The following is a 15,141-nucleotide window of genomic DNA, read 5'->3' as shown; positions in this document are numbered from 1 at the left end:
TCCTGTGGGGGGGGGTGGGGGACCGTGAACAGGGAGGGGGGGGAAGGGGAGCCGGTTCCCACCCACCCGGGCCCTGTGTTGTTGGCTCGGGGGGGGAGCCCCCCCCCTCCCCCCCCCCCGCCGGGGTTTTCGGTACCGGACGACGGGGTACCCCGTGTCCTAACTAGACGATGAGGAGTAGACGATGCCGATCGCCCAGATGCTTGCCAACGAGGCCACGCCCGGCCCCACCTGGATCGGCATCGTCTTCGCCGTCCTCGTCGTGATCGGACTCGTGTTCCTGCTGATGATGCTCAAGCGCCGGGGCCGGTGACCCCGCCGGTCAGAACTGCCACTGACCGCCCAGGCTGCAGCCCGGGGCGCCGGCCGCGAACCCGTACTGATCGTTGCCCTCCAGGTCCTCACTCACCGCGACCCCCGGTCCGGCCTGGCAGGACCCGCTGGTGGAATAGCCCTCCTCCAGGTTTCCGGGCATCGCCTGGTAGCCGAAGCCGCGACCGGCCGGGAAGCCGACCCCGGCCGAGAAGTTCAGCCCCCAGTCGCCGGTGTCGTCCTGGGAGTAGCCGACCCCCAGGCAGATCCCGAAACAGCCCTGGAAGCCGATGGTCTCGGTGAGCAGGCCGGTCGGGTCGGTGTTGTTGATCGGGTTGTCGCCGGCGTAGGCGTACCGGTTGCCGGTGCCGGGGTCGCCGATCACGTTCAGGCTGTCCTGCTGGGTGAAGCGGCCGGTGTTCGAGTCGTACCAGCGCTTGCCGAACTTGATCAGGTTGCCGTTGCGCAGCCCGCCGGCAAAGCCGAGCGCCACCTCGTTGATGAACGGCTCGTTGGCGGTGACGTTCGTGGTGCGGCCGTACGGGTCGTAGGTGTAGTGACCGGCCAGCGAGCCGTCCTCCTTGATGAAGCTGACCACCGAGCCGAGCCCGTCGATCGTGGCGAAGTAGGTGGCCCGCTCGTTCGTCGACTTGGTGTAGACCCGCAGCCCGACCACCGAACCGCCGCCGTCGCGGTCGACGAAGTGGTCGTCGTAGCTGGTGGTGGTGTACTCCTCGAGAGCCGGCTGACCGCCCGCGTCGGACCGTCCCCAGGAGAAGTAGGTGTCGTCCTCGCCCTTGGTGATCATCTCGAGCTCGGTCTGGTCACCGCCGAGGTACTCCAGCTCCTTGGTGTCGGCGCCGGTGCCGAGGGTCAGCGTCTGACCGGCCCCGTTGTAGGTGGCGCCGGCCGCGATCGAGCCGTTCGTCTGGTTGCCCGCGCCGTCGTAGCTGTAGCCGCTGGTGGTGATCTGGTTGCCGGAGTTGAAGGTGAGCCGCTGCGTCTCGGTGCCGTTGAGCTTGACGCTGGTGCGGTTGCCGTTGCTGTCGTAGGTGTAGTCGTAGCTGCCGCTGGCCAGGTTGGTGGCCTTGGTCAGCCGGTTGCTCTTGTCGAAGGTGTAGACCTGCACGGCCCCGCCGCGGTGGTGCTCGGTCTGCCACTGGCGGATGCCGGTGTCGTCGGCCTTGGCGGTCGAGCAGGCGGCCGTGCCGACCCGCTTGGCATAGCAGTAGGACACGTCGTAGACGACGAACTCCTGGTCCGCGCCGTTCACCTTCTGCCACCGCTTGGTGGTGGTCCGGGTGAGCCGGCCCGAGTCGTCGTACGCGTTGTGCGTGGACGCCGCCGTCTCCGGAGCACCCCACTCGCCGGCCATCTTCGTGTCGGTGCGGCGCCCCTCGTCGTCGTAGCTGAACGTGTACTCGGTGAACCGGTCGACCACCATCTTGGTCAGCAGGTTCCGCTTGTCGTACGTGTACTCGGTGTCCCCGCGCCAGTCCCCGTGCAGCCTGGTCAGGTTGCCCACCGGGTCGTACGTGTACTGGAAGGCGTAGTACTCCGGCCCGCGCTGGGTCAGCCGGTTCATCCGGTCGTAGACGAACGTCTCGTCCTCGCCGTCGTGCGAGCGTCGGATGGTGTTGCCCGCGCCGTCGTACTCGAGCTCGACCGGGCTGGTGTCGTCGGAGTACGAGACCCTGGTGGTGCGGTCGTCCAGGTCGTACTCGAACGTGGTGGTCCGGCCGCCGCCGTCGGTCGCGGTGCGAAGGCGCCCGAACGCGTCGTACGTGTAGTCCCGCTTGCCCAGGCTGTTGCCGGTCGGCGGGGTGACCGAGGTGAGCTGCTTGTCCCCGTCGTAGCCGTACCGGCTGGGGTTGCCGGTGTTCATCGGGTCGGTGGCCGTCTTGACCGTGCCGTCGCTGTTGTAGTCGACGTCGGCCTGGGCGGCGTCGGCGTTCTTGGACGACGTCCGGTTGCCCGCCCCGTTGTAGGTGTACGTGCTCTCGTTCTTCTGGCTGTCGGTGCTCGACGACGGCTGGAACGAGCCGGTCGGGTTGGTCGGCGTGGCGGCGTTGCCATAGGCGGCGGACGCCCCGGCGCCGGTCGGCGAACTGGTCCCGGTGATCGACTGGCCGCCGTTCGCCCCGTACGTGTTGGTCGAGACTTTGCCCATGGCGTCGGTCGACGTGGCGACGTCGTGGTAGGGCGTGTAGGTCGTGGACCGCTCGTGCCCGTCCGGGTCGACGGACTTGGTGACCCGCCGCTCGTCGTTCACGGTGTACGTGGTGTGCGCGACGTCCGAGACCCGCTTGGTCAGGTCGGTGTTCGCGTCGGCGAGCTGCGTCTCGGTCGACGACAGATAGGCCCACCGGGTGACCGCGAGCCGGCCGTCCGGGTTGTCGGTCGACTCGTTCGCGAGCACCCGGGTGATCGCGGAGACCCGGTGCTGGCTGTCGTAGTCGATGCGGGTCTCGGTGCCCGGCTCCGAGCTCAGCCCCGCGGTGATCTTGTTGACCCGCTGCGACGAGTCGTAGCCGAACCGCACCGCGTGCCCGGACGACGGCAGGATCTGCGAGAGGTTGCCCTTGTTGTTGTACGTGTACTGGATCTGTCGCGCGTTCGAGGCGTCCACCGACTGCAGCAGCCGGGTGATCTTCCCGTTGGCGTAGTTGACGACCACGGTCTTCGCGCCCGTGGCGCCCCGGTCGGAGACCACCTTGGTCAGCTCGTCCGACCCGTTGTACGTGTAGTCGGTGACGTTGCCGTTGCGGTCCTCGATCTTGTCGAGAATCCCGGCGGACGTGAAGAAGAGCTTGCGCCCGGCCTCGTTCTCGGTGAACTTCCAGCCGTCGCCGTTCTTGGTCAGCGTGCCCTTGAACTGCTTCGGCGTGTCGTAGCCGGTGCCGTTGACGGTGAACCGGCCGACCACGCCGTCCGCGGCGACATAGGTCAGCGAGTTGTCGTCGGCCTTGATCAGCTTGACGTCGGCGCCCGCCCGGGCCCGCCACCCGCGCCCGTGCGCGCCGATCTCGATGTCGCTGCCGACCAGCAGGCTGTTGTACGCGGCCCCGAGCACATGGTTGCTGGAGACGCCCGGCAGCACCAGATCGGTGGTGCGGATCAGCAGGTTGCCGGACCCGGCGTTGACCTGGATCTTGACCCGGTCGGTGACGTCGAACGAGGTGAACGTGGCGCTGTTCTCCGGCCCGGTGCCCTTCGGCGTGGAGATCGGCCCGGCCATCAACGGCACGGTTCCCTTGCTGGGCCCGAGCGCGATCCGATCGCCGGATCGGGGCGAACCGGGCTGGCTCGGCGCGGCGGACCTGGACTTCGGCCGGTCCGGCGCCGGTGCGGCGGCGGCCGGTCCGGAGACCGGCACGATGACGGCGGCCGCGGCCAGCAACGCGGCGCCGAACAGCATGGACTTACTCACTCACTGCCTCCCCCGTGATCACTGAATGAAGTCATCAGAGAGTGTCAAACGCCACAGTGGAGGGTGGGGACGCCGCCGAGAAATTCAAGATGGTGAGCGCATTGCCGAACGGGTCACACGGCGCGACCTGTTTGCGCTATGGCAAACGTTTATCCATGGCAGCGCAGCCGGGTTCCACTGTGCTCAGTGCAATGAGTCCAGCCAGCTCACGACGGGAGCGACGCCGTCCTCGGCGCCCAGAACGGCGGCCAGGTGCCTCGCGCGGGCGCGGCGGTGCGGGTTGCCGGTGGCCTCGGTCAGGGCCGCGGCCAGCGTCCCGGACGTCAGGCGGCGCAGCGGGATCGGGCGGGTGGCCGCGCCCAGCGCGTGCAGCCGGCCGGCCCAGAACGGCTGGTCCGCGAGCACCGGCACCGGCACCGCCGGAACCCCCGCGCGCAGACCCGCCGCCGAGGTGCCCGCTCCGGCGTGATGCACCACGGCCGACATCAGCGGGAAGAGCCGATCGTGCGGCGCCTCGCCGATGGTCAGCACCTCGGCGGAGGAGGCCGGGTCCAGATCGGCCCAACCGGCCTGGACCACCGCCCGGACGCCGGCCGCCCGGACCGCCTCGCGGATCACGCCGGACAGGTCCGCGCCGGGCCGCATGCTGCCGAAGCCGATGAACACCGGCGGCGCCCCGGCCGCCAGGAAGTCGCTCAGGCCGGCGGGCGGCTCCCAGGGCGATCGCGCCGGCCACCAGTAGCCGGTGATCCGCAGCTGCGGGCGCCAGTCGGACGGGCGCGGCACCACCGCCGGGCTGAAGCCGTGGAACGTCGGATGCCGGCCGCCGTCCTGCCACGCGCGCAGGCTGCCGATCGGCTCGTGCGGCAGGCCCAGCTCGCGGCGCAGGTCGCGGACCGGGCCGGCATAGAGCACCTGGCTGACCCGGCCGGCCAGGGCGGTGACCGCGTGGTTGCCGCGCCGGCCGATCCAGCGGCCGCCGAGCAGCACCGAGCCGAAGTCGCCGGTCGGGGCGATCGGCTGCAGGAACACCCCGGCCCACGGGATGCCGAGCGCCTCGGCCACCTGGTAGCCGAGCGGCGCCACCAGCGTGGACAGCAGCAGGACGTCCGGGCGGAACGCCTCCGCCGCGGCCGCGATGCCGGCGCCCAGGTCGGCGATCAGCGGCCGGGCCAGGCGCAGCAGGCGGGTCAGCGCGCGTGGGCCGGTGCCCGGAACGGCCCGCGTGAGCAGCTCGCGGAGATCTCCCGGGATCGGGGTGAAGGGGAGGCCGGCGGCCTCGAAGGCGGCGGCGAACGGCGCGTGCGAAGCCACCGCCACGTCGTGGCCGGCCTCGCGGAGACCACGACCCAGACCGGTGTACGGGGCCGCGTCGCCCATCGACCCCGAGGTCACGATCAGCACCCGCACCCTCGAAGAATGTCACGACCCAGCATGCCTTGACAGTTATATAACTGACCTGGCATGTTCGGGGCATGGCGCTGGATTCCTTGACCGTGCTGGCCGAGCCGTCCCGGCGGCGCATCGTGGAGGTGCTGCGGGCAGGCGAGAGCAGCGTCGCGGGGCTGGTCGCCGAGCTGCGGATGAGTCAGCCGGCGGTGTCCAAGCATCTGCGGGTGCTGCGCGACGCCGGTGTGGTGAGTGCCCGGCCGGTCGCCCAGCAGCGTCTCTACCGGCTCGAGCCGGGGCCGTTCCAGGAGCTCGACGCGTGGCTGCGGCCGTACCGCGAGCTGTGGAGCCGGCACCTCGACCAGCTCGAGCGTCACCTCGACCGCAACCCCTGACTGGAGTGATCATGTCTTTGGATCTTGGCGAGCCGGGCGGCGCCACCGTCGTCCCGGCGGACGACGGCTGGACCCTGATCTTCGTGCGCGAGCTGCGGCACCGGCCCGAGCGGGTGTGGACCGCGCTGACCGACCCGGCGGAGATCGACCGGTGGGCGCCGTTCGCGGCGGCGCGACCGCTCGGCGCGACCGGCGACACCACGCTGACCATGGTGGACGGCGACGAGCGCACCGACCTGCCGGCCACCGTGCTGGCCGCCGACGAGCCGCGCCTGCTCGAATACACCTGGGGCGAGGACCGGCTGCGGTGGGAGCTGGAGGCCGTCGGCGCGGGCACCCGGCTGACCCTGCGGCACAGCTCGCCGAACGCGGGCATCGAGCCGATGGTCGCCGCGGGCTGGCACCTCTGCGTCGTGGTCCTGGGCCGGCTGCTGGACGGCGACCCGGTCGGCGTGATCCGCGGCCAGGATGCGAAGAACCACGGCTGGGAAGACCTCCGGGACGGGTACGCGAAACTGCTGCAACCTTCCTGACCCGCCCGGTGTCCTGGAGAGTGACACAACGGGGGAGGGCGACGGTGGGCGGCGACTTCGACGAGTTCGTGCGCACCCGCAGCACACGACTGCTGCGGGTGGCCTACCTGCTGACCGGGGACCGGCACGCCGCCGAGGACCTGCTGCAGGAGGTGCTCGAGCAGATGTACGTGCGCTGGCGCCGGATCGGTGACTCCGCTGAGGCGTATGCCCGCCGCGCCCTGGTCAACCGCTCGACCAACCGCTGGCGCCGCCGCGGCCGCCGGCCTGAGACGCCGCTCGACCATCACGACGTGCCGCAGCGCGACCACAGCGACGACGTGGCGATCCGCGCCGCCGTGCTCGACGCGCTGCGCGAGCTGCCACCCCGGCAGCGGGCCGCCGTGGTGCTGCGTTACCTCGACGACCTGCCGATCGCGGACGTGGCCAAGGCCCTGGACTGCTCGGAGGGCGTCGTCAAGAGCAACGCCTCACGGGGCCTCGCCCGCCTGCGCACGTCCCTGGGGATCCACGAGGGGAGCCTGCGATGACCGATCTCGACGTCCGCGACGCGCTGGAGCGCGCCACCGGGCACCTCGACGCGCCGCCCGACCTGCTCGACCGGGTGCGGGCCGGTGGACACCGCCGGGTGGTCCGCCGCCGTGCCGTGCTGGGCGCCGGGCTGGCGGCCGCGGTCGCGGGTTCGGCGGCCGCGATCCGCTGGCACCCCGGCGGGCCGGACGCGGTGCCGCCGGCCTCGGACCTGCTCGACCTCCCGACCCGCGGCGACCTGGCGGGCGACAAGGACTTCCTCCGGCAGGTCCGCGCGGCCTGGCCGGCCGACATCGGTGAGGTCCGCACGGTGGGCCCGCCGCACGTGGCGTGGGCCGGGCAGACACCGGCCGGGCCGGTCGCCCTGGTCGCGCAGCGCATCCCGATCCGCGAGGTGCCCGGGGCCGGCGTGCAGGAGTTCGGCATCATCGGGTTCCTCGAGCGGGTCGACGGCCGCCTGGGGAAGGCCTCGTTCGAGGGACTGTCGACCGCGTCGGACCACAGCCGCGCCTTCCTCGCCGGGCCGCGGCGCGATGTGCTGGTCGTGATCGACGACGGGCGGCCGGTGGACTACTCGCCCGAGCTGCGCTGGGACGACGAGGGCCGGCCCGATCGCAGGTTCACGCGGCTCACCTTCCGCGACGGCGCTTCGGTCACCAGGGTGCCCGCGCAGGCCGGCGGCATGACCATCGCGCTGCGCTCCGGCGGCGACGGCGGTCCCGGGCTGGCGAACGTCACCACGATCACGAATGTGCGAACCGATCCGATGCCCACCATCGTGCGGCAGCTCGGCCGCGTCGATATCGACTGGGACCCGGCGGTGGGGGAGGACTATCACGACCGGTTCGGCTTCCCGGTGCCGCCCGAGGTGATCACCTGGCGGATCACCGGCGCGTTGCCGGGCGGCAGCCCGTTCGTGGTTCAGACGGTCGCCGTCAAGCGCACCGTCCGAACCTACGCCTACCTCGGCGGCAAGTCGTTCTTCTTCGGCGTGACCGAAGGGGACCCGGCGCAGCCGGCGAGCCTGCGGGTGCGGTTGCCCGGCGACCGCGGCTTCGTGGTCGCGACCGAGAGCGCGAGCCTCGCCTACCGCGTGGGCAACGGCGACTGGCTGCCGGTGCAGGGCGACGCCGCCCTGCTGCCGCCGGCAGCCTCGTCGCTGCGGGTCACCCGGGGCGGCCGACCGGCGGTGGAGGCCCTGCCCGATTAGGGTCGGACCATGGACGTCGTGATCGGGATCGACACCGGGACCACCGCGACCAAGGGCGTCGCCGCCGGGCTGGACGGCGAGCTGCGGGCGCTGACCAGCGTGCACTACCCGCTGTCGGTGCCCGCGCCGGGCCGCGCCGAGCTCGACCCCGACCAGCTCTGGAAGGCCGCCGTCAAGGCGATCGTCGACGTGGCCGCGGAGTGCACCGGGCGCGGCGACCGGGTGGTGGCGGTCAGCCTGAGCGCGTTCCTGCACGCGCTGGTGCCGATGGACGACGCCGGTCGCCCGCTCGGCCCGCTGGTCACCTGGGCGGACGGCCGGGCCGGCGGGCAGAGCGAGAAGCTGGCCGGGCGGGCGAAGGCGCTGCAGGCTCGCACCGGCACCCCGGTGCACCCGATGTCGCCGCTCACCAAGCTGGCCTGGTGGCGGGAGAACGACCCGGACACGCTGCGCGAGACCCCGCGCTGGGGTGGCGTCAAGGAGCTGGTGCTGGCCGCGGTGGCCGACGCGCCGTTCCTGGTGGACCTCTCGATCGCCTCCGGCACCGGGCTCTACGACATCCACACCCGGCAGTGGGACCCGGAAGCGCTGGAAATCGCCGGCGTGCGGGCCGACCAGCTCGCCGAGGTGGTCCCGACCACCACGAAGCTGACCCTGAAGCCATCGGTCGCGGACGCCGCCGGCCTGCCCCGGGACACCCCGCTGATCATCGGCGCCGCCGACGGCCCGCTGGCCAACCTGGGTGTCGGCGCCACTCCGGCCGGCGTCGCCGCGGTCTCGCTCGGCACCAGCGGCGCACTGCGCACGGTGGTGAACGCGCCGACCGCGGACGCCGCCGGCCGGCTGTTCTGCTATGCGCTCACCGAGGACCGCTGGGTGGTCGGCGGCGCGGTGAACAACGCCGGCTCGGTGATCCGCTGGGCCGGGCAGAGCTTCGCCGGCGGGTTCGCCCGGCCGGCCGCCGAGGGCGAGGACGCCGACGAGACCGACGCCGCGCTGCTCACCGAGGCGCAGACCGCGCCGCCCGGCAGCGAGGGCCTGCTCTGCCTGCCCTATCTGCTGGGCGAGCGGGCGCCCTGGTGGCGGGCCGGGATGCGCGGGGCCTATATCGGGCTGCGCCGCGAGCACGGCCGGCCGCACCTGGTGCGCTCCGCGGTCGAGGGCGTGTGCCAGCAGTTGGCGCTGGTCAGCGACTCGTTCGCCGCCGAGGGCTTCCCGCTCACCGAGGTGCGGGCCACCGGCGGCGCGGTCGCCTCCGAGCTGTGGGTGGGCGTGCTGGCCGCCGCGCTCGACCTGCCGGTGTCGATCGCGGACACCCCGGAGGGCACCGGGCTGGGCGCCTGCCTGCTCGGCTGGCACGCGCTCGGCGACCTGCCCGACCTCGATCAGGCGGCGGCGCTGGTCAAGATCGCCGAGCCGACAGTGCCCGACCCAGACAACGCCGCCCTCTACCGCCGGATGCGGCCGCTGATCGAGCGGTCCGCGCTGGCCGTGGCCGATCTGGTGGCCGAGCTGGACAAGATCGCGCCCGAGCCGCTGCCCGGCACCGAGAAGGCCGTGTCGACCCGCGGCGGAAAACAGACGGAAGACGGCGTCGCGAACGCATCACATTGACGGTGCACCTTCCCGTCGGGTTGAGTGGCGGTCGAGCGGTAGTGGAGGAACCCGGTGCGAATCCGGGACGGTCCCGCCACTGTGACCGGGGATCCTGCTGATCCCGGGAGTCAGGAACTCCAGCCGCTCGATGCACCGGAGCGCGGGCGTGGACACCCGCCGGAAGGGATGACCGTGCTGCCGCCGTACCCGTTCTCGGCCGTCGTGGGCCTCGACGATCTGCGCCTCGCGTTGCTGCTCACCGCCGTTTCCCCGGCCGTCGGCGGGGTGCTGGTCCGCGGCGAGAAGGGCACCGCGAAGAGCACTGTGGTGCGGGCGCTGGCCGCCCTGCTGCCCGAGGTCGAGGTGGTGCGCGGGTGCAGGTTCGCGTGCGATCCGGGCGCGCCGGACGCCGACTGCCCCGACGGCCCGCACGACGCCGACGCCCCGCACGGCCCACGGCCCGCGACGCTCGTGGAGTTGCCGGTCGGCGCCACCGAGGACCGTGTCGTCGGCACCCTGGACATCCAGCGCGCGCTGGCCGACGGCGTCAAGGCCTACGAACCGGGTCTGCTGGCCGCCGCGCATCGCGGCGCGCTCTACGTGGACGAGGTCAATCTGCTGCCCGACCACCTCGTCGACCTGCTGCTGGACGCGGCGGCGATGGGCCGGGCACACGTCGAGCGCGACGGGGTGTCGGTCAAGCACGCCGCCCGGTTCCTGCTGGTCGGCACGATGAACCCGGAGGAGGGCGAGCCTCGCCCGCAGCTGGTCGACCGGTTCGGCCTGGTGGTCACGGTCACCGCGCCCCGGGACGCGAAGCAGCGCGCCGAGGTGGTGCGCCGGCGGCTGGCCTACGAGGCGGATCCGGTCGCGTTCGCGGCCCGCTTCGAAGGGTCGGACGCCGAGCTGGCGGCCCGGATCGCGGCGGCCCGCGCGGCGGCGCCGTCGGTCCTGCTGCCCGATGCGGAGCTCGACCGGATCGCGCGGGTCTGCCTGGCCTACGGGGTGGACGGCATGCGCGCGGACATCGTGGTGGCGCGCTGCGCGGTGGCGCTGGCCGCGTGGCACGGGCGAAACCGGGTGACCGGCGAGGATGTGCAGGACGCGGCGCGGCTGGCGCTGCCGCACCGGCGCCGCAAGGATCCGCTGGACCCGCCGGGCAGCGACGAGCAGAAGCTGCAAGACGCGCTCGACGCGGCCGGCGACGGCGAGGACGACGAGGACCCGCCCCCGCCGCCGCCACCGCCCGGTGGGGGAGACGGGCCCGAGCCGTCCGACGGCCCGCCGCCGGAGAGCGGCGACGGAACGAACCGGACCGAGGAGCAGGTGGAACAGGACGGGCAGCCGGTCCGGGACCAGCAGCCGGCCCAGGACCAGCAGCCGGCCCACGACCCGCAGCCGGTGCCGGTCGCGGCGCCCGCCGCGGCCGGGCCCGCCTACCGGCCCCGCACGTTGACGATCGCGAAGCGCGGCGCGGTGGCCGGGCACGCCGGGCGGCGGTCGCCGTCTCGCGCGCGGCGCGGCCGGGTCACCGGGTCGCGGGAGCCGGTCGGCAAACTGGCCGGGGCGCCGCACCTGCCCGCGACGCTGCGCGCGGCGATCCACCGAGGATCGCGCACGGTCGAGCCGCGCGATCTGCGCGAGGCGGTGCACGTCGGACGCGAGGCCAATCTGGTGCTCTTCGTGGTGGACGCGTCCGGCTCGATGGCGGCGCGCAAGCGGATGACCGTGGTGAAGACGGCCGTGCTGTCGTTGCTGCGGGACGCGTATCAGCGCCGGGACCGGGTCGGCATGATCACGTTTCGGGGCAAGACGGCCGAGCAGGTGCTGCCGCCCACGTCGAGCCACGAGGTCGGGGTGCTCCGGCTGGCGACTCTGCGCACGGGTGGGCGTACCCCTCTCGCCTTGGGTTTGCGGGCCGCGGTGACCACCATCGCGACCGAGCGACGGCGCGATCCACGACGGCGGCCGCTGTTGATCGTGGTGACCGACGGGCGCGCGACCAGCGGGCCCGACCCCGCGCTGATCGCGCCGAGCCTGGCCGGGGTGGCCGCCGTGGTGGTCGACTGCGAGTCCGGGCCGGTGCGGCTCGGCCTGGCCGGTCGGCTCGCCGCCGCGCTCGACGCCGACCTGGTGCCGCTCGACGCCCTGGAAGCCGCCTGATGCCGCAGGGAAGGGTCGAGGTCGTTCCCGACGACGGGCTCACCACCCGCCAGCGCCGCCGGCAGGCCGTGCTGGCCGTCCACACCGGACACGGCAAGGGCAAGTCGACGGCGGCGTTCGGGATGGCGTTGCGGGCCTGGAGCGCGGGCTGGGACATCGGCGTCTTCCAGTTCGTGAAGAGTCCGAAGTGGAAGGTCGGTGAAGAGAAGGCGCTCAAGGCGCTGGGCGAGCGGATCACCTGGCACAAGATGGGCGAGGGCTGGTCCTGGATCCAGCGGCCGGGCACCGAGCGCGACCACGCCGCCGAGGCGGCCGAGGGCTGGGCGCAGATCAAGCGCGACCTGGCCGCGCAGACGCACGCGTTCTATGTGCTGGACGAGTTCACCTATCCGATGAAGTGGGGCTGGGTGGACGTCGCGGACGTCGTCGACACGTTGCGGAACCGGCCGGGCACCCAGCACGTGGTGATCACCGGGCGGGACGCGCACCCGGACCTGATCGACGCGGCCGACCTGGTCACCGAGATGACCAAGGTGAAGCACCCGATGGACGCGGGCCGCAAGGGCCAGGCGGGCATCGAGTGGTGAGCGTCCCGCGGGTGGTGATCGCCGCGCCCGCCTCCGGCCACGGCAAGACCACGGTGGCGACCGGGCTGCTGGCCGCCTTCGCCGCCCGCGGCCTGACCGTGGCGCCGTTCAAGGTCGGGCCGGACTACATCGACCCCGGCTACCACGCGCTCGCGGCGGGCCGGCCGGGCCGCAACCTCGACCCGGTGCTGTGCGGCGAGGAGCTGATCGGGCCGCTGTTCGCGCACGGCTCGGCGGGCGCGGAGCTGGCCGTGGTCGAGGGCGTGATGGGCCTCTACGACGGGCGCACCGGGGCCGGCGAGACCGGTTCGACCGCGCAGGTGGCGGCGCTGCTCGAAGCGCCGGTGCTGCTGGTCGTGGACGCCGCCGCGCAGGGCCGGTCGGTGGCCGCGCTGGTGCACGGCTTCCGCAGCTTCGGCAACGCGCGGATCGCCGGGGTGATCCTCAACCGGGTCGGCTCGGAACGGCACGAGGGCATCCTGCGCGACGCCTGCGAGGAGGTCGGCACGCCGGTGCTGGGCGCGTTGCGGCGCGCCGATGCGGTGGCCGCGCCGTCCCGGCATCTCGGTCTGGTCCCGGCCGCCGAACGCCGCGCCGAGGCCCTGGCGTCGGTCGCCGCGCTCGCCGACCTGATCGCGGCCGCGGTCGATCTCGAGGCGGTGCTGGCGGTCGCGCGATCCGCGCCCGCCCTCTCGGCCGCGCCGTGGAGCCCGGCGGCCGAGGATCCGGTGCCGGGCCGTCCGGTGGTCGCGCTCGCCGGTGGTCCGGCCTTCTCCTTCGCGTACGCGGAAACGGCCGAACTCCTGGCCGCCGCCGGCGCCGACGTGGTGACCGTGGACCCGCTGCGCGACACCGCCCTCCCGCCGGGCACCCGGGCGCTCGTGGTGGGCGGCGGCTTCCCCGAGGTCTATGCGAGAGAACTGTCGGCCAACACCCCGATGCTCGAGGCGGTCGCCGACCTGCGCGGCCCGATCGTCGCCGAGTGCGCCGGCCTGCTCTGGCTCTGCCACACCCTGGACGGCGCCCCGATGTGCGGCGTGCTCGACGCGGACGCCTCGATGACCCCGAAGCTGACCCTGGGCTACCGGGACGCGGTCGCCCTGACGGACAGCCCGCTGGCGCCGGCCGGCACCCGGGTGACCGGCCACGAGTTCCACCGCACGAGCGTGCACCCGCGGTCCGGTCTGCTGCTCTCACCGGCGGGTGGCGCGGCCTGGCAGTGGCGCGGCGACGACCCCGAGGGCTTCGCCACCCGCGCTCTGCACGCGTCCTATCTGCACCTGCATTGGGCCGGGCATCCGGCCTTCGCCCGCCGGGTGGTCGCCGCGGCAGCGGCGGTCTGACGGGCCCGCCCGGCGCCGGGGCGGAGGGGGTGACCCGCGACGGCCCGGCGGGTGTGCCACGCCGGATTCTCCGTCGCGCGTAGCCGTCTGAATTTGATCTTGACGTTAGGGCAGTGGCCACTCGTGGACGGGGATGTTCTCGTGCATCGGCGGCAGGTAGCGGCGCAGCATCTCGTGCAGCGCCTCCTGCCGGTCCAGGCCGTCCGCCTCCAGCGCGTGCAACGTCGCCACCTGCCACGAGGCGCCGTTGCGGTGGGTCAGGCAGCGCTGCTCGATGATGCCTAGCATGCGGTCGCGCTCGCCGGCCGACACTCCCCAGCGGTCCAGGCCCTCCTTGGCCATCGGCAGCAGCCGGCGCAGCACCAGTTCGGTGACCGGCACATAGCCCAGGCCCGGCCAGAACACCGAGGCGTCGATGCCGTGCCGGGCGCCGGCGTGGAAGTTCTCCTCGGCCGCGCTGAACGACATCTGCGTCCACAGTGGCCGCTCCGCCTCGGCGAGGACCCGGACCAGCCCGTAGTAGAAGGCGGCGTTCGCGATGGTGTCGACCACGGTCGGGCCGGCCGGCAACACGCGGTTCTCCACCCGCAGGTGCGGGCGGCCTTTCACGACCGCGTAGATCGGCCGGTTCCAGCGGTAGACCGTGCCGTTGTGCAGGCGGAGCTCGCTCAGCTCCGGGGTGTCCCCGCGCTCCAGGATCTCGGACGGTTCGTCGTCGTCACAGATCGGCAGCAGCGCCGGGAAGTAGCGGACGTTCTCCTCGAACAGGTCGAACACCGAGGTGATCCAGCGCTCGCCGAACCACACCCGCGGGCGCACCCCCTGGGCTCTGATCTCCTCCGGCCGGGTGTCGGTGGCCTGTTCGAACAGCGGGATCCTGGTCTCGCGCCACAGCTCGCGGCCGAACAGCAGCGGCGAGTTCGCGCCCAGCGCCACCTGCACGCCGGCCACCACCTGGGCGGCGTTCCAATAGGCGGCGAACTGCTCGGGGCTCACCTGCAGGTGGAACTGGGTGCTGGTGCAGGCCGACTCGGGCGCGATGGTGTCGGTGGTGACCGACAGCCGGTCGATGCCGTCGATCCGGATCTCCAGGTCCTCGCCGCGGGCCGCGAAGATCTGCTCGTTCAGCAGCGCGTACCGCGGGTTGGCGGAGAGCGCGTCCGCGGTCATGTGCTCGCGGCGCAGCGTCGGCAGGATGCCGATCATCACCATGTGCGCGCCCACCGAGCGGGCATGCTCCTCGGCGTTGTTCAGGCTGGCCCGCAGCGTGCGCTCGAGGTCGGCGTTCTCCTCGCCGGCCAGTCGCCGCGGCGGCAGGTTGATCTCGACGTTGAACTGGCCGAGCTCGGTCTGGAAGTCCGGGTCGGCGATCGCGCCGAGCACCTCGGCGTTGCGCATCGCCGGGTCGGCGTTCGCGTCGATCAGGTTGAGCTCGATCTCCATGCCGGTGAGCGGCCGCTCGAACTCGAAGCGGGACTCGCGCAGCATGGACGCGAACACGTCCAGGCTGCGCCGGATCTTGTGGCGGTACTTCGCGCGGTCCTCGCGGGTGAAAACGCGCTGCTCGACCTCTTCGCCCACCGCGTACCGCCCTCTCACGCACTGTAGTTGCCCGACCTATGATCTCCCGCTGACCGGGCCCGCGCCAGCGG

The 15,141-nt window shown here is 72.9% G+C and carries 12 protein-coding genes and 1 riboswitch; of the genes, 9 read left to right on the top strand and 3 right to left on the bottom strand.

The features are described 5' to 3' along the window. Positions 1–184 precede the first annotated feature (184 nt). Entirely contained in the window at positions 185–313 is a 129-nt protein-coding gene (locus ACZ6TI_RS43905; RefSeq protein ID WP_465351229.1) for a hypothetical protein, read from the top strand. A 9-nt stretch (positions 314–322) separates the two neighbouring features. Here ACZ6TI_RS43905 and ACZ6TI_RS43900 read toward each other — a convergent pair whose 3' ends face one another. Both ACZ6TI_RS43900 and ACZ6TI_RS43895 read right to left on the bottom strand, forming a co-directional pair. Beyond that, positions 323–3,742, bottom strand: coding sequence for an RHS repeat-associated core domain-containing protein (locus tag ACZ6TI_RS43900; RefSeq protein ID WP_465351228.1), 3,420 nt, complete (start codon positions 3,740–3,742; stop codon positions 323–325). Positions 3,743–3,925: 183 nt separating this feature from the next. Continuing rightward, a complete protein-coding gene (locus ACZ6TI_RS43895; protein ID WP_465351227.1) occupies positions 3,926–5,152 on the bottom strand; it encodes a glycosyltransferase in 1,227 nt (408 codons plus the stop codon). A 65-nt stretch (positions 5,153–5,217) separates the two neighbouring features. Here ACZ6TI_RS43895 and ACZ6TI_RS43890 point away from each other — a divergent pair, with 65 nt between their 5' ends. The 8 genes from ACZ6TI_RS43890 (at position 5,218) to ACZ6TI_RS43855 (ending at position 13,489) form a co-directional block, all read left to right on the top strand. After that, positions 5,218–5,526 (top strand): ArsR/SmtB family transcription factor, encoded by a 309-nt coding sequence (locus ACZ6TI_RS43890; protein ID WP_465351226.1) that lies wholly within the window; start codon positions 5,218–5,220, stop codon positions 5,524–5,526. Positions 5,527–5,537: 11 nt separating this feature from the next. Then, a complete protein-coding gene (locus ACZ6TI_RS43885; protein ID WP_465351225.1) occupies positions 5,538–6,059 on the top strand; it encodes an SRPBCC family protein in 522 nt (173 codons plus the stop codon). Positions 6,060–6,103: 44 nt separating this feature from the next. Next, positions 6,104–6,589 carry a SigE family RNA polymerase sigma factor gene (locus tag ACZ6TI_RS43880; protein ID WP_465351224.1) on the top strand — a complete coding sequence of 162 codons (486 nt, stop codon included), beginning with the start codon at positions 6,104–6,106 and terminating at the stop codon, positions 6,587–6,589. Next, on the top strand, positions 6,586–7,800 hold the full coding sequence (locus ACZ6TI_RS43875) for a hypothetical protein (RefSeq protein WP_465351223.1): 1,215 nt from the start codon (positions 6,586–6,588) through the stop codon (positions 7,798–7,800). Before ACZ6TI_RS43880 ends, ACZ6TI_RS43875 begins: the two co-directional genes overlap by 4 nt. A 9-nt stretch (positions 7,801–7,809) precedes the next feature. Next, a complete protein-coding gene (locus ACZ6TI_RS43870) occupies positions 7,810–9,414 on the top strand; it encodes a gluconokinase (RefSeq protein ID WP_465351222.1) in 1,605 nt (534 codons plus the stop codon). A 19-nt stretch (positions 9,415–9,433) separates the two neighbouring features. Beyond that, positions 9,434–9,556: riboswitch (cobalamin riboswitch) on the top strand. A 26-nt stretch (positions 9,557–9,582) separates the two neighbouring features. Continuing rightward, on the top strand, positions 9,583–11,559 hold the full coding sequence (locus tag ACZ6TI_RS43865) for a VWA domain-containing protein (protein WP_465351221.1): 1,977 nt from the start codon (positions 9,583–9,585) through the stop codon (positions 11,557–11,559). Next, a complete protein-coding gene (gene cobO, locus ACZ6TI_RS43860; protein ID WP_465351220.1) occupies positions 11,559–12,146 on the top strand; it encodes a cob(I)yrinic acid a,c-diamide adenosyltransferase in 588 nt (195 codons plus the stop codon). The genes ACZ6TI_RS43865 and cobO overlap by 1 nt, the downstream gene beginning before the upstream one ends. Continuing rightward, positions 12,140–13,489: a cobyrinate a,c-diamide synthase gene (locus ACZ6TI_RS43855; protein ID WP_465351219.1), complete on the top strand. Its 1,350-nt coding sequence runs from the start codon at positions 12,140–12,142 to the stop codon at positions 13,487–13,489. Before cobO ends, ACZ6TI_RS43855 begins: the two co-directional genes overlap by 7 nt. 105 nt (positions 13,490–13,594) lie before the next feature. On the opposite strand, the gene ACZ6TI_RS43850 is transcribed toward ACZ6TI_RS43855, so the two are convergent. Then, positions 13,595–15,070, bottom strand: coding sequence for a glutamate-cysteine ligase family protein (locus tag ACZ6TI_RS43850; RefSeq protein WP_465351257.1), 1,476 nt, complete (start codon positions 15,068–15,070; stop codon positions 13,595–13,597). Positions 15,071–15,141: the final 71 nt, after the last annotated feature.

It is taken from the genome of Actinoplanes sp. NPDC051388 (assembly GCF_055586225.1).
This window is presented reverse-complemented; position numbering and strand designations above follow the sequence as displayed.

What these genes read in the sequence shown, in the direction of transcription:
- ACZ6TI_RS43905 (WP_465351229.1), top strand. Translation starts at nt 185, where the DNA reads ATGCCGATCGCCCAGATGCTTGCCAACGAGGCCACGCCCGGCCCCACC.
- cobO (WP_465351220.1), top strand. Translation starts at nt 11,559, where the DNA reads ATGCCGCAGGGAAGGGTCGAGGTCGTTCCCGACGACGGGCTCACCACC.
- ACZ6TI_RS43865 (WP_465351221.1), top strand. Translation starts at nt 9,583, where the DNA reads ATGACCGTGCTGCCGCCGTACCCGTTCTCGGCCGTCGTGGGCCTCGAC.
- ACZ6TI_RS43885 (WP_465351225.1), top strand. Translation starts at nt 5,538, where the DNA reads ATGTCTTTGGATCTTGGCGAGCCGGGCGGCGCCACCGTCGTCCCGGCG.
- ACZ6TI_RS43875 (WP_465351223.1), top strand. Translation starts at nt 6,586, where the DNA reads ATGACCGATCTCGACGTCCGCGACGCGCTGGAGCGCGCCACCGGGCAC.
- ACZ6TI_RS43890 (WP_465351226.1), top strand. Translation starts at nt 5,218, where the DNA reads ATGGCGCTGGATTCCTTGACCGTGCTGGCCGAGCCGTCCCGGCGGCGC.
- ACZ6TI_RS43870 (WP_465351222.1), top strand. Translation starts at nt 7,810, where the DNA reads ATGGACGTCGTGATCGGGATCGACACCGGGACCACCGCGACCAAGGGC.